Source organism: Streptomyces sp. VNUA24, assembly GCF_029167005.1.
Classification (GTDB): domain Bacteria; phylum Actinomycetota; class Actinomycetes; order Streptomycetales; family Streptomycetaceae; genus Streptomyces; species Streptomyces scabiei.
Window position 1 is genome coordinate 6,504,826 of record NZ_CP119143.1, and the last position, 23,150, is coordinate 6,527,975.

The 23,150-nt window shown below is 71.9% G+C and carries 21 protein-coding genes; 12 read left to right on the plus strand and 9 right to left on the minus strand.

The genetic code is table 11. The features are described 5' to 3' along the window. Positions 1–218: 218 nt before the first annotated feature. Positions 219–965, minus strand: a complete 747-nt coding sequence (locus PYR72_RS27870) for a hypothetical protein (protein ID WP_275457847.1) — start codon at positions 963–965, stop codon at positions 219–221. A gap of 454 nt (positions 966–1,419) precedes the next feature. Here PYR72_RS27870 and PYR72_RS27875 point away from each other — a divergent pair, with 454 nt between their 5' ends. Continuing rightward, the gene (locus tag PYR72_RS27875; protein ID WP_275460537.1) at positions 1,420–2,052 is read left to right on the plus strand and encodes a response regulator transcription factor; all 633 of its coding nucleotides are present in this window, start codon (positions 1,420–1,422) and stop codon (positions 2,050–2,052) included. A gap of 116 nt (positions 2,053–2,168) precedes the next feature. Here the strand turns inward: PYR72_RS27875 and PYR72_RS27880 are convergent, their stop codons facing one another. Continuing rightward, the gene (locus tag PYR72_RS27880) at positions 2,169–2,960 is read right to left on the minus strand and encodes a hypothetical protein (RefSeq protein WP_275457848.1); all 792 of its coding nucleotides are present in this window, start codon (positions 2,958–2,960) and stop codon (positions 2,169–2,171) included. A 129-nt stretch (positions 2,961–3,089) separates the two neighbouring features. Further along, the gene (locus tag PYR72_RS27885; RefSeq protein ID WP_275457849.1) at positions 3,090–3,836 is read right to left on the minus strand and encodes a hypothetical protein; all 747 of its coding nucleotides are present in this window, start codon (positions 3,834–3,836) and stop codon (positions 3,090–3,092) included. Between the two features lie 198 nt (positions 3,837–4,034). On the opposite strand from PYR72_RS27885, the gene PYR72_RS27890 reads away from it, so the two are divergent. The 5 genes from PYR72_RS27890 (at position 4,035) to PYR72_RS27910 (ending at position 10,168) form a co-directional block, all read left to right on the plus strand. Then, positions 4,035–4,790 carry a glucose 1-dehydrogenase gene (locus tag PYR72_RS27890; protein WP_275457850.1) on the plus strand — a complete coding sequence of 252 codons (756 nt, stop codon included), beginning with the start codon at positions 4,035–4,037 and terminating at the stop codon, positions 4,788–4,790. Between the two features lie 136 nt (positions 4,791–4,926). After that, positions 4,927–6,054: an LLM class flavin-dependent oxidoreductase gene (locus PYR72_RS27895; RefSeq protein WP_343245542.1), complete on the plus strand. Its 1,128-nt coding sequence runs from the start codon at positions 4,927–4,929 to the stop codon at positions 6,052–6,054. 250 nt (positions 6,055–6,304) lie between these two features. Next, on the plus strand, positions 6,305–8,035 hold the full coding sequence (locus PYR72_RS27900) for a D-aminoacylase (RefSeq protein WP_275457852.1): 1,731 nt from the start codon (positions 6,305–6,307) through the stop codon (positions 8,033–8,035). Further along, positions 8,032–9,498 carry an aldehyde dehydrogenase family protein gene (locus PYR72_RS27905; protein ID WP_275457853.1) on the plus strand — a complete coding sequence of 489 codons (1,467 nt, stop codon included), beginning with the start codon at positions 8,032–8,034 and terminating at the stop codon, positions 9,496–9,498. Before PYR72_RS27900 ends, PYR72_RS27905 begins: the two co-directional genes overlap by 4 nt. Positions 9,499–9,538: 40 nt before the next feature. Further along, positions 9,539–10,168 (plus strand): hypothetical protein, encoded by a 630-nt coding sequence (locus tag PYR72_RS27910; RefSeq protein ID WP_275457854.1) that lies wholly within the window; start codon positions 9,539–9,541, stop codon positions 10,166–10,168. 19 nt (positions 10,169–10,187) lie between these two features. Here the strand turns inward: PYR72_RS27910 and PYR72_RS27915 are convergent, their stop codons facing one another. Together PYR72_RS27915 and PYR72_RS27920 are read right to left on the minus strand one after the other, a co-directional pair. Then, a complete protein-coding gene (locus tag PYR72_RS27915; protein WP_275457855.1) occupies positions 10,188–10,727 on the minus strand; it encodes a hypothetical protein in 540 nt (179 codons plus the stop codon). 210 nt (positions 10,728–10,937) lie between these two features. Continuing rightward, positions 10,938–11,861, minus strand: a complete 924-nt coding sequence (locus PYR72_RS27920) for a virginiamycin B lyase (RefSeq protein WP_275457856.1) — start codon at positions 11,859–11,861, stop codon at positions 10,938–10,940. Positions 11,862–12,041: 180 nt separating this feature from the next. Here PYR72_RS27920 and PYR72_RS27925 point away from each other — a divergent pair, with 180 nt between their 5' ends. Further along, on the plus strand, positions 12,042–12,791 hold the full coding sequence (locus tag PYR72_RS27925) for a class I SAM-dependent methyltransferase (RefSeq protein WP_275457857.1): 750 nt from the start codon (positions 12,042–12,044) through the stop codon (positions 12,789–12,791). Positions 12,792–12,862: 71 nt separating this feature from the next. Next, positions 12,863–13,120 carry a hypothetical protein gene (locus PYR72_RS27930; protein WP_275457858.1) on the plus strand — a complete coding sequence of 86 codons (258 nt, stop codon included), beginning with the start codon at positions 12,863–12,865 and terminating at the stop codon, positions 13,118–13,120. Here the strand turns inward: PYR72_RS27930 and PYR72_RS27935 are convergent. Continuing rightward, complete coding sequence (locus PYR72_RS27935; RefSeq protein ID WP_275457859.1) at positions 13,084–13,554, minus strand: nitroreductase/quinone reductase family protein; 471 nt, start codon at positions 13,552–13,554, stop codon at positions 13,084–13,086. The genes PYR72_RS27930 and PYR72_RS27935 overlap by 37 nt on opposite strands. Before the next feature lie 73 nt (positions 13,555–13,627). On the opposite strand from PYR72_RS27935, the gene PYR72_RS27940 reads away from it, so the two are divergent. Continuing rightward, on the plus strand, positions 13,628–14,527 hold the full coding sequence (locus tag PYR72_RS27940) for an endonuclease/exonuclease/phosphatase family protein (protein ID WP_275457860.1): 900 nt from the start codon (positions 13,628–13,630) through the stop codon (positions 14,525–14,527). 61 nt (positions 14,528–14,588) lie between these two features. Here the strand turns inward: PYR72_RS27940 and PYR72_RS27945 are convergent, their stop codons facing one another. Together PYR72_RS27945 and PYR72_RS27950 are read right to left on the minus strand one after the other, a co-directional pair. Next, on the minus strand, positions 14,589–15,431 hold the full coding sequence (locus PYR72_RS27945) for an SAM-dependent methyltransferase (protein WP_275457861.1): 843 nt from the start codon (positions 15,429–15,431) through the stop codon (positions 14,589–14,591). Positions 15,432–15,607: 176 nt separating this feature from the next. Continuing rightward, positions 15,608–17,188 (minus strand): CehA/McbA family metallohydrolase, encoded by a 1,581-nt coding sequence (locus PYR72_RS27950; RefSeq protein WP_275460538.1) that lies wholly within the window; start codon positions 17,186–17,188, stop codon positions 15,608–15,610. Positions 17,189–17,375: 187 nt separating this feature from the next. On the opposite strand from PYR72_RS27950, the gene PYR72_RS27955 reads away from it, so the two are divergent. From PYR72_RS27955 to PYR72_RS27965, 3 genes are all read left to right on the plus strand, one after another. After that, positions 17,376–18,215, plus strand: a complete 840-nt coding sequence (locus tag PYR72_RS27955) for a serine hydrolase domain-containing protein (protein WP_275457862.1) — start codon at positions 17,376–17,378, stop codon at positions 18,213–18,215. A 69-nt stretch (positions 18,216–18,284) separates the two neighbouring features. Next, the gene (locus PYR72_RS27960) at positions 18,285–19,130 is read left to right on the plus strand and encodes an LLM class F420-dependent oxidoreductase (RefSeq protein WP_275457863.1); all 846 of its coding nucleotides are present in this window, start codon (positions 18,285–18,287) and stop codon (positions 19,128–19,130) included. 812 nt (positions 19,131–19,942) lie between these two features. Continuing rightward, on the plus strand, positions 19,943–22,528 hold the full coding sequence (locus PYR72_RS27965; RefSeq protein WP_275457864.1) for a bifunctional FO biosynthesis protein CofGH: 2,586 nt from the start codon (positions 19,943–19,945) through the stop codon (positions 22,526–22,528). A gap of 33 nt (positions 22,529–22,561) precedes the next feature. Here PYR72_RS27965 and PYR72_RS27970 read toward each other — a convergent pair whose 3' ends face one another. Then, positions 22,562–23,083: a DUF2165 domain-containing protein gene (locus tag PYR72_RS27970; protein ID WP_275457865.1), complete on the minus strand. Its 522-nt coding sequence runs from the start codon at positions 23,081–23,083 to the stop codon at positions 22,562–22,564. Positions 23,084–23,150 lie beyond the last annotated feature (67 nt).

Genomic DNA, 23,150 nt, shown 5'->3' on the forward strand with positions numbered 1-23,150 from the left:
GGCTTCTCGGCCTATGTGGCCGAGGCACTGGAACAGCGTGTGGCCATGGACAAGCTGCATGACCTGGTCACCGACTTCGAGACCGACCATGACCCGCTCTCCCGGGAAGAGGTCGCAGCGGCTCGCGCCGCGCTGCGTCCCGACCGGCGTGAGGCGAGCGGGTAGCGTCGCCTGATGCCTGGCCACGCTTCTCTCCGGTCACCGCGACGGCCCTGCCCCTACCGCGGCCGCATCAGCCGCAGGTCCTCGCCCCACGCGTCCAGGACCGGACCGTGCCCGGCGCGGCGCGTCACCGTTTCGACCTGGGCGAAGAGGCGGCGCTGTGTGGAGACGTCGCCCGTGGTCGTGATGTCGTGCACGGCGTCCAGGAGCGTGGCCGTGTTCCAGTCGGGGAGCGGGAAGCGGGTCAGCTCCCACTCCAGGTACTTGTTGTAGGGGCGCGGGCGGCGGTCCAGGGCGAAGAGGGTCTCCAGCAGGTGGCGGACGCTGTCGGCGGCGTCCAGGCGGGCCGCGAGCGCCTGGCCGTCGCGGTCGTTCTTGACCGAGCGGTAGAGGGAGTTGGCGTAGGCGTCGAGGTGGGCGGCCGCCTCCCGGCGGGCCTCGTCCGCGCCGAGCCGCGCCTTGGCCGCCAGGATCCGGGCGATCTCCCCGTCCAGCCGGTCGAGCACGACCCGGGCGCGGGCCAGGGCGTAGCGCTCGAAGCCGGGCATGCCCGTCGCGCGGAAGTCGTCGAGGGAGAGGACCACGAGGTCGAGTTCCGGCGTGCGGTGTCCGTGGCAGCGGGTGAGGGACGTGGCCGTGCCGTCGGCGAGGACGACGTACAGGTCGTGGTCGGAGTGCGCGGTGGTCATGCCCTCGTGGGCCCGGGAGCCCTTGAGGACGAGGCCGACGACGGCCGGGTCGGCGGTGGCGAGTCCGACGAACGCGTCGTAGGAGTACGAGAGGGCGGGCCGCTGAGCGGTCATGGCGTGATCTCCGGGTGGGTGGAGGCGGGTAGGCCGAACCGGGCGGCCCCGGGACTCGCCGGTGTCGCCCGCGTCCTCTGCGGCGGCACTCGGCCACCGCCCGGCGGATCAACGCACGTCCGGACCTTACCGCCCGTCCGCTCCGCGAGGGTCCAGCCCTCTGAACTCGGCTGCTGCGCACGAGAGTTCAGGACAGACGGGTTTCGGCCGCCCGTTGGCCGGGGCGGCGAACCTGTCAGACAGCTTCGCTTTTCGTCCTTGAAACTTCGAACAACTGACCCCGGAGTCACGTATGTAGGGGAGTCATGGCTTCGGCGGAAGGACACGCGAGGTGCGATCCCCCCGGCACGTCAGAACGTCCCAGCACGCAGGCACCCCCGTTTCGGCTGTTCCCGCACAACCCACCCGAGTCCCGGCACGCCCACCCCGCCCGACGGCACCGTCGCCCCCCGGCCTGTCCGTCGCCCTGGCCTGTGCCCCGGGGCAGTGGCCGCACGAGGACTGGCCGGGCCCCGACGACCGGTACGTGAGCAGCGCCCTGCTCGTCCCGCCGCCCTACCGTGAACTCCGCGAGACCGAGGCGGACGTCGTGGTCCTGCGCTCCGAGGACCCGTCGGTGTCGTTCGCGGGGCTGCTGAAGGCCATGGGGCCCATGAGCGCCCCGGTGATCGTCGTCAGCCCCTGCCGCGACCCCGAGACGGTCGTGGAGGCGTTCCGGGGCGGGGCCGGCTACCTGGTCGACGGCGACTACTGCACCTGCATGCTCTCCTCCGCGGTGGTGGCCGCCACGGTCGGCCACACCTACTTCTCGCCCGTCGCCTGCGCCGCCATCCGGGACGCGGCCCGGCACCTGCCCGGGCACGGGGAGGCGAGAGAGCGGCTGCGCTCACTGCTCTCGCCCCGCGAGCGCCAGGTCATGGAACTGCTCTCCACCGGCCTCGGCGCCCAGGAGATCGGCCTGCGTCTGTCGCTGAGCGAGAAGACCGTCCGCAACAACCTCAGCAACATCTACGCCAAGCTGGACGCCCGGGGGAGCACGGAGGCCGTACTGAGATGGCTGGGAGCGACCCCGGAGGTTCGCGTGTGAGAACACTCGGCTGAAGTCCTTCGAGGCAACTTCGATAAACGCGGACGCGTTTACCGGAAGCCGCACAAAAAATCCCCCGCGCAGGGCACGGGGGATTATTCGGGTTTCTCCGGACGCTATTGGATGGTCACTTCGGAGAGCGGGATCTCGACGTCGGTCACGTTCTCGCCGCCCTGCTCGAATCCGGGTTCGGCGCGCACGCTTCCCTCGCTGTTGATGATTCCGTTGGCCTGGGGCGTACCGCACTGCACGTTGCGCAGCCAGAGGCGGCCGTCCGGAGTTCCGCTGGCCAGCAGCTGCGGATAGAAGACGTGCACGTTCGTCGCCCCCTCACTGGGCGAGAAGAACACCGTCTGACCGTCCTGGGCCTCCTTGTAGGTGGCCTTGAGGAAGCCGCTCACGTCGGTGCGCTTGTGGGACCACATGAAGAAGGCGATGTGGTCGGCCTTCACCGTGTCGGACCGGGAGAAGGAGAACGACGACGTGGTGTCGTCGCGCTTGATGTTGATCTCCGAGGTGGAGAACTTGCCGCCGATCTCGAAGAAGGAGTTCCCCAGCTTCGTGCTGCCGTCCACACTGAAGCCGTCCTCCAGCTGGATGACGCGTGTCACGGACGCGGTGCCGCTGAAGGTCTTGGTCGCCGCGGTGCTGACCCCGCAGTTGTCGGTGACCGAGGTGACCCGCTCGTTGGGACCCAGGCTGTCCCTCTTCACCTGGACGTCCACGAACTCGCAGTTGTCCAGTTTGTCAGAGTTTGTGCGGCAGTCGGTGGCCACTTCGTCGGGGGTCGCGGCGCCGGCGCTGTACATCAGGGGGATGGCGAGACCCAGGGCGGCGACCGGTGCCAGCGCGAGGGTGATGCGCTTCTTCTTGCTGCGGTGGTTGCCGCTGCGCCTGGTGCGTGTCATGCGTGTCTCCTGCGAGGGGAATCGGGGGGATGAGCGGATGGAGAGGGGTGCCCGTGCGGGGAGGGCGCGGGGAGGCGGCTCGCCGGGATCCGGGGGGAGGTGTGGTGTGGGGGCGACCGGTGGCGGCCGTCAGCAGTCCTCCAGCACGACCTTGCTGGTGCCGTCCGCGAGTCCGGGTGTGCCCGCGGCGCTCTCCAGAATCACCGGACCCTCGACGACGTCCGGCGCCACGAAGTTCTGCTCGGGCGTGGGGTTCACGGCGAAGCTGCCGGGGTCGGCGTCGATGCGCACCCGCCACTCGCCCGTCATGCGCTGCATCTTCGGCGTGAACGTCACGTGCATGACCTTGCCGACCGGCACTTCCCGGGTTTCCGACTCGCTTGCGGTGGCCGTTTTGACGGTCATGTCGAGGGTGCCCTTGTGCTTCACCCAGGATCCGCTCAGTGCTCCGAAGAGGCCGCCGAGGGCACCCTGCTGGGTCACGGTGTACTTGCCCTCGCCCTGACCCACCGCCTTGGAGAACTCGGTGGTCACCTTCGACGGTTCGGTGGCGTTCGGCTCGCAGTTCGGGAAGTCGACGGTGACCTTCTCCGTGGGACCGTCGAAGGTCTCGAACTTCGTCTCGACGAAATCACAGTTGTCGGACTCGAAACTGGGACCGGCAACCGGATGTCCTCCGAAATCGAAGATGTCCTGCTGCTTGCCGTTGAGTACCTTCGCCCGCTCGCACTTCTTCATGATCTGGTCGGCCGTCAACTCCTCGGCGGCGCTGGCCGACGGCAGCAGAACGGCGGCGACGGCCACTCCTGTCGTGAGCGAGGCTCCGATGGCGATGTACCGGACCTTCTTGTTCTTGAAGCGCCTCTTGGCTGCCATGTCGCAGTGTCTCCTTGGGGGTGGCTTTACCTTTCGATGAGGGATTATTGGCCGCCTTTACGGATCCCCGACAGGGTCAAATATCCCTACCTGCCGGTCACTTATGATTGCGTGAGTGAATGATTCACCGGCTATCTGACGCATCATCAGATTCAGCGGTACCCTGACCTCGGCCAACGCACCGCGAAGGGAGTCCACATGGGCAAGCTCGACGGACGTGTCGTCCTCGTCACAGGCGCCGCACGCGGCCAGGGCGAGCAGGAGGCCCGGCTGTTCCGGACCGAGGGGGCGGAGGTGGTCGTCGCCGACGTCCTCGACGACCAGGGGGAGGCCCTCGCCAAGGAGATCGGCGCGCTCTACGCCCACCTCGACGTCGGCCGCGAGGACGACTGGGCGGCCGCCGTGGCCGCCGCCAAGAACGCGTACGGCCGCGTCGACGGCCTCGTCAACAACGCCGGCGTCCTGCGCTTCAACTCCCTCGTCGACACCCCGCTCGACGAGTTCATGCAGGTCGTACGGGTCAACCAGGTCGGTGTCTTCCTCGGCATCAAGACCCTGGCCCCCGAGATCGAGGCGGCCGGCGGCGGCACGATCGTCAACACCGCCTCGTACACGGGGCTGACGGGGATGGCGTACGTCGGCGCGTACGCCGCGACCAAGCACGCGATCGTCGGCCTCACGCGGGTCGCCGCGCTGGAGCTGGCCCGCAAGGGCATCCGGGTCAACGCGGTCTGTCCCGGTTCCGTCGACACCCCGATGACCGACCCGGGCGACGAGGCGTCCGCCGAGACGGTCGCCAGGCTCTACCGCAAGCGTGTCCCGCTCGGCCGGATCGGCCGCCCCGACGAGGTGGCCCGCCTGGCGCTGTTCCTCTCCTGCGAGGACTCGTCCTACATCACCGGGCAGCCGTTCGTGATCGACGGCGGCTGGCTGGCCGGGGTCAGCCTGCTCTGAGGGCGGGTTCCGGACGCCTATCTGACGGCACGTCAGCTATTGACGCTCCACGGGGCCGGTGGAACAGTCGGCCCTGACGAGATCTGACGTACAGTCAGATAATGCCGCCGGGTATCGCTGAGGACGGTGAACCTCCTTGGAATTCGGGCTCTTTGTACAGGGATACGTGGGCAAGCGGGCCGAGACGGACCCCCTCGCCGAGCACAAGGCGCTGATGGAGGAGACCGAGTACGTCATCCAGGCGGACAGGTCCGGCTTCAAGTACGCGTGGGCGTCCGAGCACCACTTCCTGGAGGAGTACTCGCACCTCTCCGCCAACGACGTCTTCCTCGGCTACCTGGCCCACGCGACCGACCGCATCCACCTCGGCTCCGGCATCTTCAACCCGCTCGCCCAGGTCAACCACCCCGTGAAGGTGGCCGAGAAGGTCACCATGCTCGACCACCTCACCGAGGGCCGCTTCGAGTTCGGCAGCGGACGCGGGGCCGGCTCGCACGAGATCCTCGGGTTCATCCCCGGGGTGACCGACATGAACCACACCAAGGAGATCTGGGAAGAGACCATCGCCGAGTTCCCCAAGATGTGGCTCCAGGACGAGTACGTCGGCTTCCAGGGCAAGCACTGGTCGCTGCCACCGCGCAAGATCCTGCCCAAGCCGTACGGGAAGTCGCACCCCGCGATGTGGTACGCCGCCGGGTCGCCGCCCTCGTACTCCATGGCCGCGCGCAAGGGGCTCGGCGTGCTCGGCTTCAGCGTGCAGAAGGTCTCCGACATGGAGTGGGTGCTGGAGAAGTACAAGAGCGCGATCGTCGACGCCGAACCCATCGGTGACTTCGTCAACGACAACGTCATGGTGACCACGACCGCGATCTGCGCGCCCACCCACGACGAGGCGGTGCGGATCGCCGTGAACGGCGGGCTGCACTATCTGCCCTCGCTCGTCTTCCGGTACCACGACACGTTCCCCCGGCCCGACGGCTTCCCCGTGTGGCCGGAGACGCTGCCCGAGTACAACGAGGAGTTCATCGAACTCCTCATCGAGGAAGAGCTGTTGATCTGCGGCGACCCCGACGAGGTGTTCCGGCAGTGCAAGCGGTGGGAGCAGGCCGGGGCGGACCAGCTGAGCTTCGGACTGCCGGTGGGGGTGCCCAAGGAGGCGACGCTGCAGACGATCCGGCTGGTCGGGGAGCACGTGATCCCGAAGATCGACACGGATCCGGTGCACCGCACCTCGCGGTTCCGCTCCGCGGCGAGCGCCGGCTGAGGGGCGCCCGGCGCCGGCGGGCCGCGGTGCGCCCTCGGCGGCAGGCCGAGGTCTTGCGTCGGCGGTCGGCTCGTCGGCGGTCGGCTCGTCGGCGGTGGGCTCGTCAGCGGTGGGCTCCTCGGCGGTCGGCCGTTCGTCCGGCGGCTGCGGGCCCGTCTTGGTGGCCCGCGCAGTTCCCCGCGCCCCTTCGGGGCGCGGCAGCACAGCCTTCGTTTCCCGTGCTTGTCGCCTGTGTGGAAGGGGCGTAGCCGTGCTCGACCATGTGATCAGAGGCGCGACCGTCGTGGACGGAACGGGCGCCCCCGCGTACACCGCCGACGTCGGCATACGCGACGGCCGTATCGCCGTCGTCGGGGAGGTGACGCAGGAGTCCCGCACCTCGGAGGACGCGCGCGGGCTCGTCCTCGCCCCCGGCTTCGTCGACCCCCACACCCACTACGACGCCCAACTGTTCTGGGACCCGTACGCGACACCGTCCCTCAACCACGGGGTGACGACCGTCGCGGGCGGGAACTGCGGGTTCACGCTCGCGCCCCTGAACCCCGACCGCCCCGAGGACGCGGACTACACGCGGCGCATGATGTCCAAGGTCGAGGGGATGTCCCTGGTCGCGCTGGAGGAAGGCGCGCCCTGGAACTGGAACGGCTTCGGGGAGTACCTGGACGCCCTCGAAGGACGGATCGCCGTCAACGCCGGCTTCATGGTCGGCCACTGCGCGCTGCGGCGCTACGTGATGGGCCCGGACGCCGTCGGCGGACAGCCGACCGACGAGCAACTGGACGCGATGCTCCGGCTGTTCCACGAGGCGATGGACGCCGGGGCGTGGGGGCTGTCGACCACGCAGTCCTCGACGCACAGCGACGGCGACGGCATGCCGGTCGCCTCGCGGCACGCGAGGCCCGCCGAACTGATCGCCCTGTCGAGGGCCGTGGGCGAGCACGAGGGCACCCAGATCGAGGCGATCGTGGCGGGCTGCCTTGACCAGTTCAGCGACGACGAGATCGATCTCTTCGTGGAGATGAGCGCGGTCGCCGGGCGGCCCCTCAACTGGAACGTCCTCACCATCGACGCCGCCGTCCCCGAACGCGTGCCGCGCCAGCTGGAGGCCAGCGAACGGGCGCGCAAGGCCGGCGGCCGGGTGGTGGCCCTGACCATGCCGATCCTCACCCCGATGAACATGTCGCTGGGCACGTTCTGCGCGCTCAACCTGATCCCCGGATGGGGCCCGGTCCTGGGCCTCCCGGTGCCCGAGCGGATCGCCCGCCTGCGCGACCCCGAGGTCCGGGCGGAGATGCTGCGGCGCGCGGACTCCAAGGAGGCCGGCGTCTTCCGGCGGCTCGCGAACTTCGGGCGGTACGTCATCGGCGACACCTACAGCGAGGCGAACGAGGGCCTGACCGGCCGCGTCGTCAAGGACATCGCGGCGGAGCGAGGCCAGGAACCCTTCGAGTGCCTGGTGGAGATCTGCGCCGCCGACGACCTCCGTACGGTCCTGTGGCCCATGCCCACCGACAACGACCCCGGCTCCTGGGCCCTGCGCGCCGAGACCTGGCGGCACGAGGACGTGCTGCTCGGCGGCTCGGACGCGGGCGCCCACCTGGACCGGATGTGCGGCGCCCCGTACACCACCCGGTTCATCGGGGACTGCCTGCGCGGCCGGAAACTGGTCGGCCTGGAGCAGGCGGTGAAGATGCTCACCGACGACCCGGCGCGCCTCTTCGGGCTGCGCGAACGGGGGCAGGTGCGGGAGGGCTGGCATGCGGACCTCGTCCTGTTCGACCCGGAGCGCGTCGACGCCGGCAAGGCCACCCTGGTGCACGACCTGCCGGGCGACAGCCCGCGCCTCGACTCCCGGGCGATCGGCGTACGGGCGGTCTGGGTCAACGGCGTCGAGGCGATCCGCGACGACGTGGTGACCGGGGCCGTGCCGGGCAAGGTGCTGCGGAGCGGCCGGGACACCCGGACGGTGAGTACGAAGTGAGTCCCACGGGGGCCACGCAGCGGCAGCGGTTGTTCGTCGGCGGCTCCTGGGTGGAGCCCGACGGCGGGCACTACGAGGTCGTCGACCCGGCGACGGAGGAGGTCGTCGGGTGGGCGCCGGAGGCGTCGCGGGAGCAGGTGCACGCGGCGGCCGCCGCCGCCCGCGAGGCGTTCGGGCCGTGGTCGCGGGTACCGGCCGCCGAGCGGGCCGCGATCCTCGCCCGTACGGCGGACCACATACGGCGCCACCTCGTCCCGTACGCCGAACTCGCACAGGCCGAGAGCGGTGCGACGACCGGCACGGCACGGGCCATGCAGGTCGGGGTGGGGGCGGCCCGGTTCCAGCGGTACTCCCGCGTCGAGCCGGTGGAGGAGCCCATCGCCCCGCAGATCAACGAGGCGGGTCCCTTCGGCCGGGCGGCCGTGATGGGCGCCCTCGCCGTACGGCACCCCGTGGGCGTGGTCACCTGCATCACCTCGTACAACAACCCCTGGGCCAACCCGGCCGGGAAGATCGCCCCCGCCCTCGCCATGGGCAACACGGTCGTCGTGAAACCGGCCCCGCAGGACCCGCTCTCCGTCTACCGCATGGCGGAGGCGCTGGAGGCCGCCGGTCTCCCGCCGGGCGTGGTGAACGTGGTGAGCGGCTCCGGCGCGGAGGCGGGTGAGGCCGCCGTGGACTCCCCGGACGTCGACATGGTGAGTTTCACCGGCTCGACGGCGGTCGGACAGCGGATCGCGGAGGTGTGCGGGCGCGGGATGAAGCGCCAGCTGATGGAGCTGGGCGGGAAGGGCGCGGCGGTCGTCTTCGACGACGCGGACCTGGGCGCGGCGGTCGCCGGCATCGCGACCACCTTCACCTTCTACAGCGGGCAGATCTGCACGGCACCGACACGGGTGATCGCCCAGCGCGGTGTCTACGGCCGCCTGGTCACCCAACTGGCCGCGTACGCCGACCGGTTGACGGTGGGAGACCCGCGGGAGGCGGGCACGGTGGTCGGCCCGGTGATCTCGGCGGCGCACCGGGACCGCGTCGAGTCCTATGTCGAACTGGGCCGCAAGGAAGGCGCCCGGGTGGTGACGGGCGGGCAACGGCCGCCGTACGAACGGGGTTTCTACGTCGCTCCCACGGTCCTCGCGGACTGCGTCCCGGACCTGCGCGTCGTCCGCGAGGAGATCTTCGGCCCGGTGGTCGTCGTCCTCCCCTTCGACGACGAGGACGAGGCCGTGGCCCTCGCCAATGACAGCGACTACGGCCTCATCGACTACGTCTGGTCCGGGGACGTGGCCCGCGCCTTCCGGGTGGCCCGGTGCCTGCGGGCGGGAGGCGTGGGCGTGAACACCGTCGGCCGCAACATGGAGGCCCCGTTCGGCGGGTTCAAGAAGAGCGGGGTGGGGCGCGATGTGGGGTCGTACGCGCTGCACGCGTACAGCGAGACGCAGGCGATCGTCTGGCCGGGGTGAGGGCTTCCCCTCCGTTCCTCCCGGACGCGATGATGTCCGCATGCTGCGTGAGCCGGACGAGCGGGGTGAGGGAGGCGAGCGGGGTGAGCCTCGGGGGTCGACGGACCGGCCGCTCCTCTATCTCGACGTCGACGGGCCGCTGAACCCGTACGCCGCGAAGCCGGAGCGGCGGCCCGCCGGGTACACCACCCACCGGATGAAACCGCAGGGCTGGCTCGCCCAGCACCCGGGACAGCCCGAGGCGTACGTCAAGCCGCTCCGGGTCTGGCTCAACCCCGAGCACGGACGGCGACTCCTGCAGCTGGCCGCCCTGTTCGACGTCACCTGGGCGACGACCTGGGTCGGCGAGGCGAACACCTACATCGGGCCGGTCCTCGGGCTGCCGGAACTGCCCGTGGTGGAGTGGCCCGCCGGTCCGGGCCCGTCCGGGCCGCCGCAGGTGTCCGGCACGGCCGCGACCCCCGGGATCTTCTGGAAGACGCGGCGCCTCGTCGAGCACGCGGCCGGGCGCCCCTTCGCCTGGGTCGACGACGAGATCGGCCGCGCCGACCGGGAGTTCATCGCCGCCCACCACCACGGCTCCGCCCTGCTGCACCGCGTGGACCCCCGCCTCGGCCTGCGGGACCCGGACTTCACCACGCTCGCGGCGTTCGCCCGCACGACGGGTTGAGGGGGTAGGGGGCCTGCCCCTAGTCGGCTTCCAGCTCGGTCGGGTCGCCGCGGCCGACGGACAGGGACCAGCGCACGGTGGAGGGGGCATTGACGGTGACGGTGCCCGCGCGGACCGCGTCCTCGACGGAGAACTCGTTGTACTCACCGCTCACTTCACCGTCGCCGCAGGCCACGGAGAACGAGGCATCCATGGGACGCAGGGAGACCTCGATCTCCCCTTCGCCCTCGCACTCCGCCCCGACGGTCAGCGCCTTGCCGTCACCCTTCTTCGCCTTGCCGAACTCCATCGCCGCGCTGCCCCGAGCGCCGTCCCGACGCAGCACGATGCGTTCGGCCATGTCCAGGTCCGGGGCGACTTCCTCGGCCGTCTCGGACACGGCGGCCTCGTCCCCCTCGCCGGAGTCCGCAGCCGGTGTCGTCCTCGCGGGGCTCGACTCGGCCGTCCGTACGGGCTCCCGCCGCTGCGAACCGGTCTCGGCGTCCGCCGAGCAGGCGGTGGCGGCGAGGAGGACGGCCCCCGACAACAGGGCCAGGGCGGTGAGTGTGCGGCGTGGCATACGTGTAGTGCGTGACATGAACGGCCCCCGTCTGTCGGCCCGTTGGTGGCGGGCGAGGCGGTGATCGTGACACCGGGCCGAACACGGCAACAAGGCGAAAGCGGGGGTTCAGAGCATCATCTGAGGTTGGCGGCGCCCACCCGCCGTGCGCCCGTGGCCCCTCCCCGGCCCCGCCGACGACGCCCGCGGGGCCGCGCCGGACGACGTACGTCAGCCCGCGTCCGCGACGACCCGCAGGCGGGCCACCGAGCCGGTTTCCAGGGCCGTCCACACCGAGCCGTCCGGGCCGAGAGCGATGCCGTGGGGTTCCGAGGCGGGGGTCGGCAGCGCGTGTTCGTGGATCTCGTGGTGGTGGCCGTCGTACGTGATCCGGCCCACGCGGTTGGCGCCCCACTCGGTGAACCAGCAACCGCCGTCGGTGTCGGCGACGATGGCGTGCGGGCGGGACGCGCGGTCCGGCAGCGGGAACTCGTCGATCTTCCCGTCCGGAGTGATCCGCCCGATCTGCCCGGCCCCGATCTCGACGAACCACAGGGCCCCGTCACCACCGTCGGCGATGCCCACGGGACCGGCGCCCGGCGTCGGCAGCGGGTGGACGGTCACGTCACCGTCCACCGTGACGGCACCGATCGCGTTCGCCTGGTTCATCGTGCACCACAGCCTGCCGTCCGGCCCGGCGGCGATGGCCGACGGGAACGCCCCGGCGACCGGGAGCGGGAACTCGACGACCTCCCCCTCGGTCGTGATCCGCCCGATCCGGCCTGCCCCCGCCTCCGTGAACCACAGCGCGCCGTCGGGCCCGGCCGCGATCCCGAACGGCCCGGCGTCGGGCGTCGGCAGGGCGAAGGACGTGACCTCCCCGGCCGTGGTGATCCGACCGATCCGGTGCCCCTTGAACTCGGTGAACCACAGCGCGCCGTCCGGCCCGGCCGTGATGACCGAGGGCCCGCCGGACGCCGATGCGAGGGCGTACGAAGCGGTCTCCCCGTCGGGCGTGATCCTGCCGACGCGTCCGGCGTGGACCAGCGTGAACCACAGGGCGCCGTCCGGCCCGGCGGCGATTCCGTACGGCCCCGCCTCGGCGTCGGAGACGGGGAACTCCTGAAGGGACACGGCCGGGCGGCGAGAAGTCATGGATGCGAAGCCTCAGTCGAAGAGTCGAAGAGTCGAAGAGTCGAGAAGTCGAAGAGTCGGGGCCGGGGAACGGCGGTCGACGCCCAGCGTTCCAGAGCGGGCCGCGCCCTGTCGCCCGAATTGCCGCAGGGGCGTGGGCCGTTGGAGCAGCCGATCCGCCCCGTCCCCTACGGTGGCCGCATGGCTGACGAGATCTTCCGGGACCGGTGGCTCGCCGAACTGTACGACCCGCTCGACCCCGATCGCGGCGACCTGGACGCCTACCTCCTGCACGCGCAGGAGTCCGGCGCGCGGAGCGTGCTGGACATCGGCTGCGGAACGGGCGTCCTCGCGCTGCTGCTCGCGGAGCGCGGGGTGGAGGTGGTCGGGCTGGACCCGGCCGGTGCCTCCCTGGACGTCGCGCGGGCCAAACCGGGGGCCGACCGGGTCCGGTGGGTCCACGGCGACGTCACCGCCCTTCCCCCGCTGCGGGTCGACCTCGTCACGATGACGGCCAACGTGGCGCAGGCGATCGTGGAACCGGAGATGTGGCGGCGGACGCTGGCGGGCGCGTACGAGGCCCTGCGGCCGGGCGGCAGTCTGGTCTTCGAGACCCGCGACCCCGCCGCGCGGGCCTGGGAGGAGTGGAATCGCGAGGACTCGTACCGGGTCACCGAGGTAGCGGGGTTCGGCGCGGTCGTGAGCTGGGTGGAGCTGACGCGGGTCACCGGCCCGCTGGTGAGCTTCCGTTGGCACTACGTCCTCGACGGCGACGACGGCGATGACGGCGAGGTGACGCTGACGTCGGACTCCACCCTCAGGTTCCGCGAGCGGGCCGAGGTCGAGGCGGATCTCGCCGCCCACGGATACCTGCTGGAGGACGTACGGGACGCCCCCGACCGCCCCGGCAGGGAGTTCGTGTTCGTGGCGCGCCGGCCGGCGGCGGACTGACCCGTTCCCCTCTCAACCCCCGACCGGGTGCCGCGGTCTTACCGGGCGTCATCGACAGGAGGGCGCAGTCCATGCAACTCGATCCCGATCTCTGCCTGGCCGTTCCGGCGGGCTTCGACGACTCGGACGCCGATACCCAGGTGCATCCCATGGCGCGGAAGCTGTTCCCGGCCACGAGCGCAGCGGAGGCGTTCCGGAAGGCGTCCGTGTGGGTGGGGGAGCACGACGTCTTCCTGGTGGACGTGTCCTGGGACTATGAGTACGACGAGGACGAACCGTATGTGCTGAGCGTCTACTTCAGTTTCGAGCCGGATCCCGAGGACGACTGACCGGGAGGGCGTTCCCCGCCCAGATCGACCCGTACCGTCAGCAGCCCCGACCCCAGCACCCGGACCGCCGCGCTGTTCACCCGGGGCAGGGTGCGCAGACGGGCCACCGGGTCGTCGTCGGGGAGGAGGTGGGCGGTGCCGGTGTGCCAGCGGCCCCGGATGCGTACCCGCACCGACGGGTCGGCCTTGATGTTGCGGATGTAGTGGGACCTCTCGCCGTACTCGGAGACCAGCCAGAACGTGTCGCCGACGCGCCGGCCGCCGACGGGGGTGCGGCGGGGGAGACCCGAGGTGCGGCCGGTCGTCTCCAGGAGGGTCTGGAGCGGGATCCGGCGCAGCACCGGATTGGCGACGTGACGCTGGAAGGCCGTGACGGCCCGCTGCTTGGGGCCCGGGCGTTCCGGGCCGTCCGCAGGGCTCGCGTGGCTCGTCATGGGCGTGGTTCCCCTCGGAAGGTGGCAGGTACTGGTCACAGGATCGGGTACGGGCGAAGGCGGTGGGCGGACGGTGCGGGTCGTGACGTGGAACCTGTGGTGGCGGTTCGGACCCTGGCAGGAGCGGCAGAAGGCGATCCTCGCCGTGCTGCGTGAACTGCGCCCCGACGCGGTCGGGTTGCAGGAGGTCTGGCAGCGGGGCGGCGAGCCCGGCCGGGACGGCGGGTGCGGGGACGGGGGCGGGGACAATCTGGCCGGGTGGCTCGCCGGGGAGCTGGGGATGCACTGGGCCTGGGGCGCGTACGGGGACGCCGGCCGCTGGCAGCGGCGGATCGGGGACCCGGACGTGGGGATCGGTGGCGCCGTGCTCAGCCGGTGGCCCGTGCGGGAGCGGGACACCATCGCGCTGCCGAGCGGAGACGGCGGCAGCACGCGCGGCGCCCTCTACGCCCTCCTCGACGCGCCGGGCGCGCCGGTGCCCTTCTTCACCGCCCACCTCAGCTCGGCGACCGACGCGTCCGCGGTGCGCTGCCGGCAGGTCACCGCGCTCGCCGGGTTCGTGGCCCGGCACCGGGGCGGACATGCCCACCCGCCGGTGATCACCGGCGACTTCAACGCCTGGCCCGACTCCGACGAGGTCCGGCTGTTCGGCGGCTACAAGACCGCGCCCGCTGTGCCCGGACAGTGTTTCTTCGACGTCTGGGAGTACGCCGAGCCGGGCGCGCCCTCGGCCACCTGGGACCTGGCGAACCCGTACGTCGCCGGGTCGTTCGGGCCGAGCGTGCGGGTCGACTACATCCACGTCGGACCGCCGGGGCCCGGCGGGCTCGGGCACGTGCGCGCCGTGCGCAGGGCGGGCGAGGGGCCCGTGGACGGCGTGTGGCCGTCCGACCATCTGGCCGTCGTCGCCGACCTGGCGGGCCCGGCGGACGGCCGGGCGGACGGCCGGGCGGACGGGACCGGCCCCGGCTGAGACCCGAGGCCGCCCGCGCCACCCGTACCGCCCGTACCGCCCGCACCGCCCACGCGGCGGGCTACGGCTTCCGGCCCACCCCGCCGTGCTGCCCGATCGGCTTCGGCTTCGGCTGCGGCTCGCCCTCGGCCGCGGGGTCCGGGTGCCACAGCGGTACGGAGACGATGCCGGGCTCGATCAGGTCGAGGCCGTCGAAGTAGCCGGTGATCTGGTCGATGGGGCGCAGGAAGTACGGGACCGCGCCGGTCTCGTTGTACGCGTCCTGCGCGCGCTCGTAGTCGGGGTCGGTGCCCCGGGAGCCCTCGTTGATGTTGAGGTAGCTGCCGGAGGGGAGGCCGGCCATGAGACGGCGGACGATGTCGCGGGCCTCCTCGTAGTCGGCGACGTGGCCCAGGATGCCGCTGAGGATCAGCGCCGTCGGCCGGGACAGGTCCAGCGTCCCGGCGGCGGCCGCGAGGATGCGCTCGGGCTCGTAGAGGCTCGCGTCGACGTACGCGGTGGCCCCCTCGGGGGCGGAGTACAGCAGCGCGCGGGCGTGCGCGAGGACCGTCGGGTCGTTGTCGACGTAGACGATCCGCGCCTCCGGCGCGCTCCGCTGCGCGACCTGGTGGGTGTTGTCCGCCGTGGGCAGCCCGGTGCCGACGTCCAGGAACTGCCGGACGCCCTCCACCTCCACCAGGTGCCGGATGCTGCGCCGCAGATACGCGCGGCTGCTGCGGGCGATGGTCACGATGCCGGGGAAGGCACCGGCGTACGCGTCACCGGCCGCCTCGTCCACCGGGTAGTTGTCCTTGCCGCCCAGCCAGTAGTTCCAGATGCGGGCGGAGGCGGGCACCGAGGTGTCGACCTTCTCCTTCGCCGCCGGAGCCGCCGCCGGGTCGGGCGTGGTCGCGTGATCGGTCATGGGCGCCGTCTCCTCCGCCGTGCAGGTGCGTCCGCGCGTACGGCTCGGCCGGTGTCGGTCGTGCGGGCCGTGGCAGCCGTACAGACGCAGGTGATGTGTCCAGCCAAACCTAAGGCCCAACGCACGTATTGCGAACGCGGGTTCTCCCTACGGTCACCGGATCTTCCGGCAGGCTGCTACCGCCGTCCGAGGAAGATCGGGTTGGTGAAGGCCGCCAGCGGGCCCGGGAAGCCCGGCACGATCGCCGGCCGGCGGACCTCGGCCCGTACGTACGCCGCGTACGAGGCCGTCGTACGCCACTCGGCCGAGCCGGTGCCGGACTCCCCGAGCGCGGCCGAGGTGAACAGCACGCCCTGGTCGGTGACGAAGCGGATGCTGCAGCCCGCGCTGCCCGTGGCCTCCAGACGGACGGTGACGGGGGTGTCCGGCGCCACCTCCAGCCGCTCGCCGATGCCCGCGTGCTCGCCGCGCGCGCCGGTTGCCGTGAAGGACACGGACACGTCCTTGGACTCGGCGACGTAGGAGCGGCCCGCCCGCAGGCCCTCCTGGACGGCCTCCCTGGTCAGGTCGTCGGCGAGCACCACCGTCTGGGGGCGTCCGACCGGGTCGGGGTCGCGGTGGGCGTCGCTGTTGCCCATCGCCGGGATCCAGCCGCGTCCCTCCTTCACTGACGCCACGAGCATGCCGTCCCAGTCGGCGAGCGCCACCTCGTCCTCCGGCGAGTAGGCGCCGTTCCACACCTCCACCGCGTCCGCCTCGCCGAAGCCGAACTTCCAGTTGCAGCCCACGCAGGTGGCGTGCGGATGCGCCGGGACGACCAGGCCGCCGGCGCGGCGGATCTGCCGGGCGTACCGGCCGAACCGGTTGTCCCGGGCCCGGTAGCGCCAGTCGACGAAGGTCCCCGGATCGATGCCGAGCGCCACGACGTGACCGTTGCGGGTGGTGACCTCCTCGCCCAGCATGACGAGCAGGTCGTCACCCGCGTGCTCGGCCCAATGGGCGTGCGCGGAGGGGGTGTTGTGCTCGGAGCTGTTGATGAAGTCCAGACCGGCCGCCCGCGCCAGCGCCGCGAGTTCGCCGAGCGTGCGGCGGCCGTCGGAGTACCAGGAGTGCAGATGGCAGTCGCCCCGGTACCAGGCCCGCCCGCGCCCCTCGGCCCGCTCCGGCGGGTACACCGGCCGCACGACCGGGGCCGGGGTGCCGTAGGTGAGGGTGACCGTGATCTCGTACGGCAGCCCGTCCGGAGCCACCGTGTACGGGCCCAGCGCGATGTGCCAGGTGCCGGGGCGAACCGGGCCCGGCAGGTAGCCGGGGGTCGCCTCGTCCGTCCGGAGGAAGAACTCCGAGCGGGCGCCGCCCGACCAGCCCCGGAAGCCCTTGCCGCCGAGAGCGGTGCCGCGCTCGTCGAAGATCCCGATGTCCAGGGCGTTGCCCGGGGTGCCCGCCGGGACGGCCGGTCTGTCGTAGCTGTACGAGACCCTCAACTCCCGTACCCCCGAGGGCACCTCGACCGGCAGGTACACGAAGTCGGGGGAGCCGGTGGGGAGGGTTCCCCGGATGGTCCTGGTCTCCTGGTCACCGTGCGCGGCCTCGGCGCCGCTCGTCCCGAAGGTCACGCTTCCCAACGTAAGTGTGGCCGCCGCCGACGTCACGAACAGCGCGCGCCTTCCGAGTCCGTCGCGGTCGCCGTCGCCGTCGCCGTCGCCATCGCCGTCCCGGTCCGCCTCGGCGTGGTCGTGGTCGTGGTCGTCGCACATGCTGCTGCTCCCCAGGTCGGTCGTCGTGAGGGACAAGGCGTGGGTGGTGCAGGGGTGGTGCGCGCCACCTTCCTATGCGGTGGTGAACTGAGGGACAAGGCAAGGAAATCGCCGGTTTTCGTTTCGCCCCGGAAGGACATGCCGGAGACGGAAGAGGAAGAGGAAGAGGGAGTCGGAGGTACCGGGTATGCGGACACCCACCTGCCTGCTGGGCGGCGCCGGGATCACCGACCGGGTGGCGTACGGGCACGACGTGGACCGGTTCGTGGAGATCGGCTCGCTGACCAAGGTGCTCACGGGGACCGTGCTGGCCCGGCTGGCGGCGGAGGGGACGGTCGGGTTCGACACCCCGCTGGAGGACTGCCTCGACGAGGTGCCGGGCGGCACGGGCGTCACCCTGCGGCATCTGGCCGAGCACACCTCGGGACTGCCCCGTCTGCCCGTCGGGCCCCCGGGCCCGCCGGACGATCCGTATCTCACCTTCACGGCGGCGGCGCTGCGGGAGACGTTGCACGGCCTGGACCGGCTGACGGCCGGACGGCTGGGCGAGCGGGAGTACTCCAACCTCGGCTACGCCGTCCTCGGTTCCGCGCTCACGGCCGCCACGGGGTGCTCCTACCAGCGGCTCGTCGACCGTCACGTCCTGGCGCCGCTGGGGCTGGCGGAAGGGGTGGTGACGGCGGGTCCGCCGGAGGAACGACGGCTCGTGCCGCGCGACCCGTTCGGCCGGGCGCGTCCGCTGTGGACGCTGACCGGGCCGATCCTGCCGGCCGGCGGTATGTGGTCCACCTGCCGGACACTGGCGCACCTCGTGGTCGCCCTGCTCGTCGAACGCCGGCTGGGCGATCCGGCGCCCTCCTGGCAGCGGGGGCCCTCGGTCCGGTGGCACAACGGCGCCACGCGCGGTTCGTCCGTGCTGGGCGCCGCATGCGACGACGGACGGTGGATCCTGGTCCACCGGCTCGGCGGCCCGGCCCGCACGGAACGTCTGGCGACGCGGGTGCTCGCGGCATCCGGCCGAGCCTGAAGATCCAGGACAGGGGGGTGCCGACCGGTCGGTATGGACATCCCCGTCCCGAGCCGCTACAGATGACGCATGCGCATCTCCGTGACGATCTTCCTCACCGACGAGACGATCACCCCGACCCGGCTCGCCCGTGAGCTGGAGCAACGCGGTTTCGCGGGGCTCTACCTCCCCGAGCACACGCACATCCCCGTCGAGCGGACGACCCCGTATCCGGCCGGCGGGGACCTGCCGCGCGAGTACGGCCGCACCCTCGACCCCTTCGTGGCGCTCGGCCAGGCCGCCGCCGTCACCGAGCGGCTGGGCCTCGGCACCGGGATCACGCTGGTCGCCCAGCACGACCCGATCGACCTCGCGAAGCAGATCGCGACCGTCGACCACCTCTCCGGCGGCCGCCTCACCCTCGGCCTCGGCTACGGCTGGAACGTGGAGGAGGCCGCCGACCACGGGGTCACCTGGCGCACCCGGCGGGAGCTGGTGCGCGACCGGATGGCGCTGATGCGGGCGCTGTGGGCGGACGAGCCGACGGCGTACGAGGGGGAGTTCGGGAGCGTGCGGGCGAGTTCCGCGTATCCGAAGCCGGTGCAGAAGGCGCGGGGTCCTGTGGTGGGGCCGCGCACGCTCATCGGCGGCGCCGCGGGGCCGAAGCTGTTCGCGCACATCGCCGAGTACGCGGACGGGTGGCTGCCGATCGGAGGGCGGGGCCTGGGGGAGGCGCTGCCGGTGCTGCGCACGGCGTGGGCGGACGCGGGGCGCGATCCCGCGGGCCTGCAGGTGGTCCCGTACGCGGTGCAGCCGAGCGCGGGGAAGCTGGCGTACTACGCGGAGCTGGGCATCGAGGAGGCCGTGGTGCAGTTGCCTCCGGCGGGGGAGGCGGAGGTGCTGGGGCTGCTGGACGAGTACGGCACGTTTCTCTAGCGGGCCCGGTGCATGGGGCTCTCCGCGCCGTCCGGCTCGGCGGGTGCGGGCCCGGTGGGGGCTGGTCGCGCAGTTCCCCGCGCCCCTGAAACACCGGGGCTCCGCCCCGAGCCTTTCGGGGACACGGGGGCTGAGCGCTCCAGGCCGACGGGGGCCCCGGCTTTCGGGCCTGCGGTGAACTGGGCTTCGGGCCGGCGGGGCCCGGGCTTTCGGGCGTGCGGTGAACTGGGCTTCGGGCCGGCGGGGCCCGGGCTTTCGGGCGTGCGGTGAACTGGGCTTCGGGCTGGCGGGGCCATGGCTTTCGGACCTGCGGTGAACTGGGCTTCGGGCTGGCGGGGCCCGGGCTTTCGGGCCCACGGGGGCTGAGCTTTCCAGGCTGGCGGGGCCTGGGTCTTTGAGGGGCGCGGGGAACTGCGCGATCAGCCCCCACGGGCCCGCATCCGCCGATGCACCGAACCTCCCTTCCCCTCAGGCGCCCGCTCAGGGCCGGCGCCGAGGGCGTTTCGGCCCTGGCCCAGCGCCTCGCCCTCCCAGGGGCGCGGGGAACTGCGCGACCAGCCCCCACCGACCCGCATCCGCCGACGCACCGAACCTCCCTTCCCCTCAGGCGCCCGCCGAGGACCGCTGCCGAGGGCGTTTCGGCCCTGGCCCAGCGCCTCGCCCTCCCAGGGGCGCGGGGAACTGCGCGACCAGCCCCCACCGACCCGCACCCGCCAAGACACCGCACCTCCCACCCCACCACCGACCCCCCGGCCCCCACCCCACCCGGAGCCCCCGCCAAGGCGGAGCCAAGCCGCTCGTATGCTCGACGAATGACGACTTCCGCGACCTCCGGGCCCGCCCCGACCGAGAACTCCATGCGGCGGGCCCTCAAACGCGCCCGCGACGGCGTGGCCCTCGACGCGACCGAGGCGGCGGTCCTCCTCCAGGCACGCGGCACGGACCTGGAGGACCTGGCCGCCACGGCCGCACGCGTGCGGAACGCGGGCCTGGAGGCGGCAGGCCGCCCCGGCGTCATCACGTACTCCAAGAGCGTCTTCATCCCCCTCACCCGGCTCTGCCGGGACAAATGCCACTACTGCACCTTCGTCACCGTGCCCGGCAAACTCCGCCGCGCCGGCCACGGCATGTTCATGTCCCCGGACGAGGTGCTGGACGTGGCCCGCAAGGGCGCCGCCCTCGGCTGCAAGGAAGCACTGATCACCCTCGGCGACAAGCCCGAGGACCGCTGGCCGGAAGCGCGCGAATGGCTCGACGCGCACGGCTACGACGACACGATCGCGTACGTCCGCGCCATCTCCATCCGCATCCTGGAGGAGACGGGCCTCCTCCCGCACCTCAACCCCGGCGTCATGAGCTGGACGGACTTCCAGCGCCTGAAGCCCGTCGCCCCCTCCATGGGCATGATGCTGGAGACGACCGCGACCCGGCTGTGGTCCGAGCCGGGCGGCCCCCACCACGGCTCCCCCGACAAGGAGCCGGCGGTCAGGCTGCGGGTCCTGGAGGACGCGGGCCGCTCCTCCGTCCCCTTCACCTCCGGCGTCCTCATCGGAATCGGGGAGACGTACGAGGAGCGCGCGGAGTCCCTCTTCGCGCTGCGCAAGATCTCCCGCGCCTACCACGGCATCCAGGAACTGATCATCCAGAACTTCCGCGCCAAGCCGGACACCGCGATGCGCGGCATGCCGGACGCGGAGCTGGACGAGCTGGTCGCCACGGTGGCCGTCGCCCGGCTCCTGATGGGGCCGGCGGGCTGCATCCAGGCCCCGCCGAACCTGGTCGAGGGCGAGTACGAGCGGCTGATCGGCGCCGGCATCGACGACTGGGGCGGGGTGTCCCCCCTCACCATCGACCATGTGAACCCCGAGCGCCCCTGGCCGCAGATCGAGGAACTCACCGCACGCTCCCGCGCCACCGGCTTCGAGCTGCGCGAACGCCTCTGCGTGTACCCGGAGTTCGTCTCGCGCGGCGAGCCCTGGCTGGACCCGCGCCTCCTCCCGCACGTGCGGGCGCTGGCCGACCCCGAGACCGGGCTGGCCCGCCCGGACGCCGTGGTCGAGGGCCACCCCTGGCAGGAGCCGGAGGAGGTCTTCGTCGCCGTCGGCCGCACGGATCTGCACACCGCCATCGACACCGAGGGCCGTACCGGCGACCGCCGGGAGGACTTCCACTCCGTCTACGGCGACTGGGGCGCCCTGCGCGAGGCGGCGGCACCCGGCATGGTCCCCGAGCGGATCGACACCGACGTCCGCGCGGCCCTGGCGACGGCGGCCGACGACCCCACACGGCTGTCGGACGCCGAGGCCCTCGCCCTGCTGCACGCGGACGGCCCGGCGCTCGACGCCCTCACCCGGATCGCGGACGACGTCCGGAGGTCGGCGGTCGGCGACGACGTCACGTACATCGTCACCCGCAACATCAACTTCACCAACGTCTGCTACACCGGCTGCCGTTTCTGCGCTTTCGCGCAGCGCCGCACGGACGCCGACGCGTACACCCTCTCCCTTGACCAGGTCGCCGACCGCGCCCAGCAGGCGTGGGACCTCGGCGCTGTCGAGGTCTGCATGCAGGGCGGCATCCACCCCGACCTGCCCGGCACGGCGTACTTCGACATCGCGCGGGCCGTGAAGACCCGCGTCCCCGGCATGCACGTCCACGCCTTCTCCCCGATGGAGGTGGTGAACGGCGCGACCCGCACCGGGATGTCCGTCCGGGAATGGCTGACGGCCGCGAAGGAGGCGGGCCTCGACTCCATCCCCGGCACGGCCGCGGAGATCCTGGACGACGAGGTCCGCTGGGTCCTCACCAAGGGCAAGCTCCCCACCGCCACCTGGATCGAGGTCGTGACGACCGCCCACGAACTGGGCATCCGCTCCTCCTCGACCATGATGTACGGCCACGTGGACCAGCCCCGCCACTGGCTCGGCCACCTGCGCACCCTGGCCCGCATCCAGCAACAGACCGGCGGCTTCACGGAGTTCGTGACGCTCCCCTTCATCCACACCAACGCGCCCGTGTACCTGGCGGGCATCTCCCGCCCCGGCCCGACGATGCGCGACAACCGGGCGGTGACGGCGATGGCGAGGCTGCTGCTCCACCCCCACATCCCCAACATCCAGACCAGCTGGGTCAAACTCGGCACCGAGGGCGCGGCCGAGATGCTCCGCTCGGGCGCGAACGACGTGGGCGGCACCCTGATGGAGGAGACCATCTCCCGCATGGCGGGCTCCTCCTACGGCTCCTACAAGTCGGTGAAGGACCTCATCGCCGTCGCCGAAGCGGCAGGCCGCCCCGCCCGCCCCCGCACCACCCTCTACGGCGAGGTCCCGGAGGAACGCCAACACACCGCCACCCTGTCGGACGGCCACCTCCCGGAACTGCTGCCGGTGGTGGAGTGAGTCCCGCCGGCCCGTCGCCCGGAGCGCCGTTCCTCAGTTCGCCTCGCCGCCACCCGTCGGCAGATGCGTCACCACCAGCACCACCCCGCTCAGCAGGAACACCCGCAGGGCGGCGTCGAGGCCGTTCCAGTCGGCGGACTGCCACATGACGAAGTACTCGCCGCCGATGGCCAGGAAGCCGGCGCCGAAGAGGAGGAGGACCATGAGGAGGCCGAGGGTGCTGTAGCGGCGGGCCGTGGGGAAGGTGCCGGAGGCGAGGGCGCGGGCCCAGAGGCAGGTGGCCGCGATGAGTACCAGGGCCGTCACGGTCTCCCAGGCGATGATGAGGACGTAGGCCGCGTCCTGGAGGCCCTTCGACTCGATGGCACGCCACATCAGGTGCTCGTCCTTGAACGTGGTGTCCATGGCGAGGACATGGCGGACGAACTGCTGGTTCGTTCCGAAGTCCGTGATGTTGCTGAACGCCACCAACGCCATGTAGAGGGCGACCGTGCCGACGAGCAGGGTCGAGGCGAGCGGGAGGAGTGAGCCGCGGGAGGTCCGGGTTTCAGCCATGGTTCCACTATGTGCCCGGGCCACGGATCATCCCCAGGCGTTTTTCGGCGCGTTGGATCACAATGGG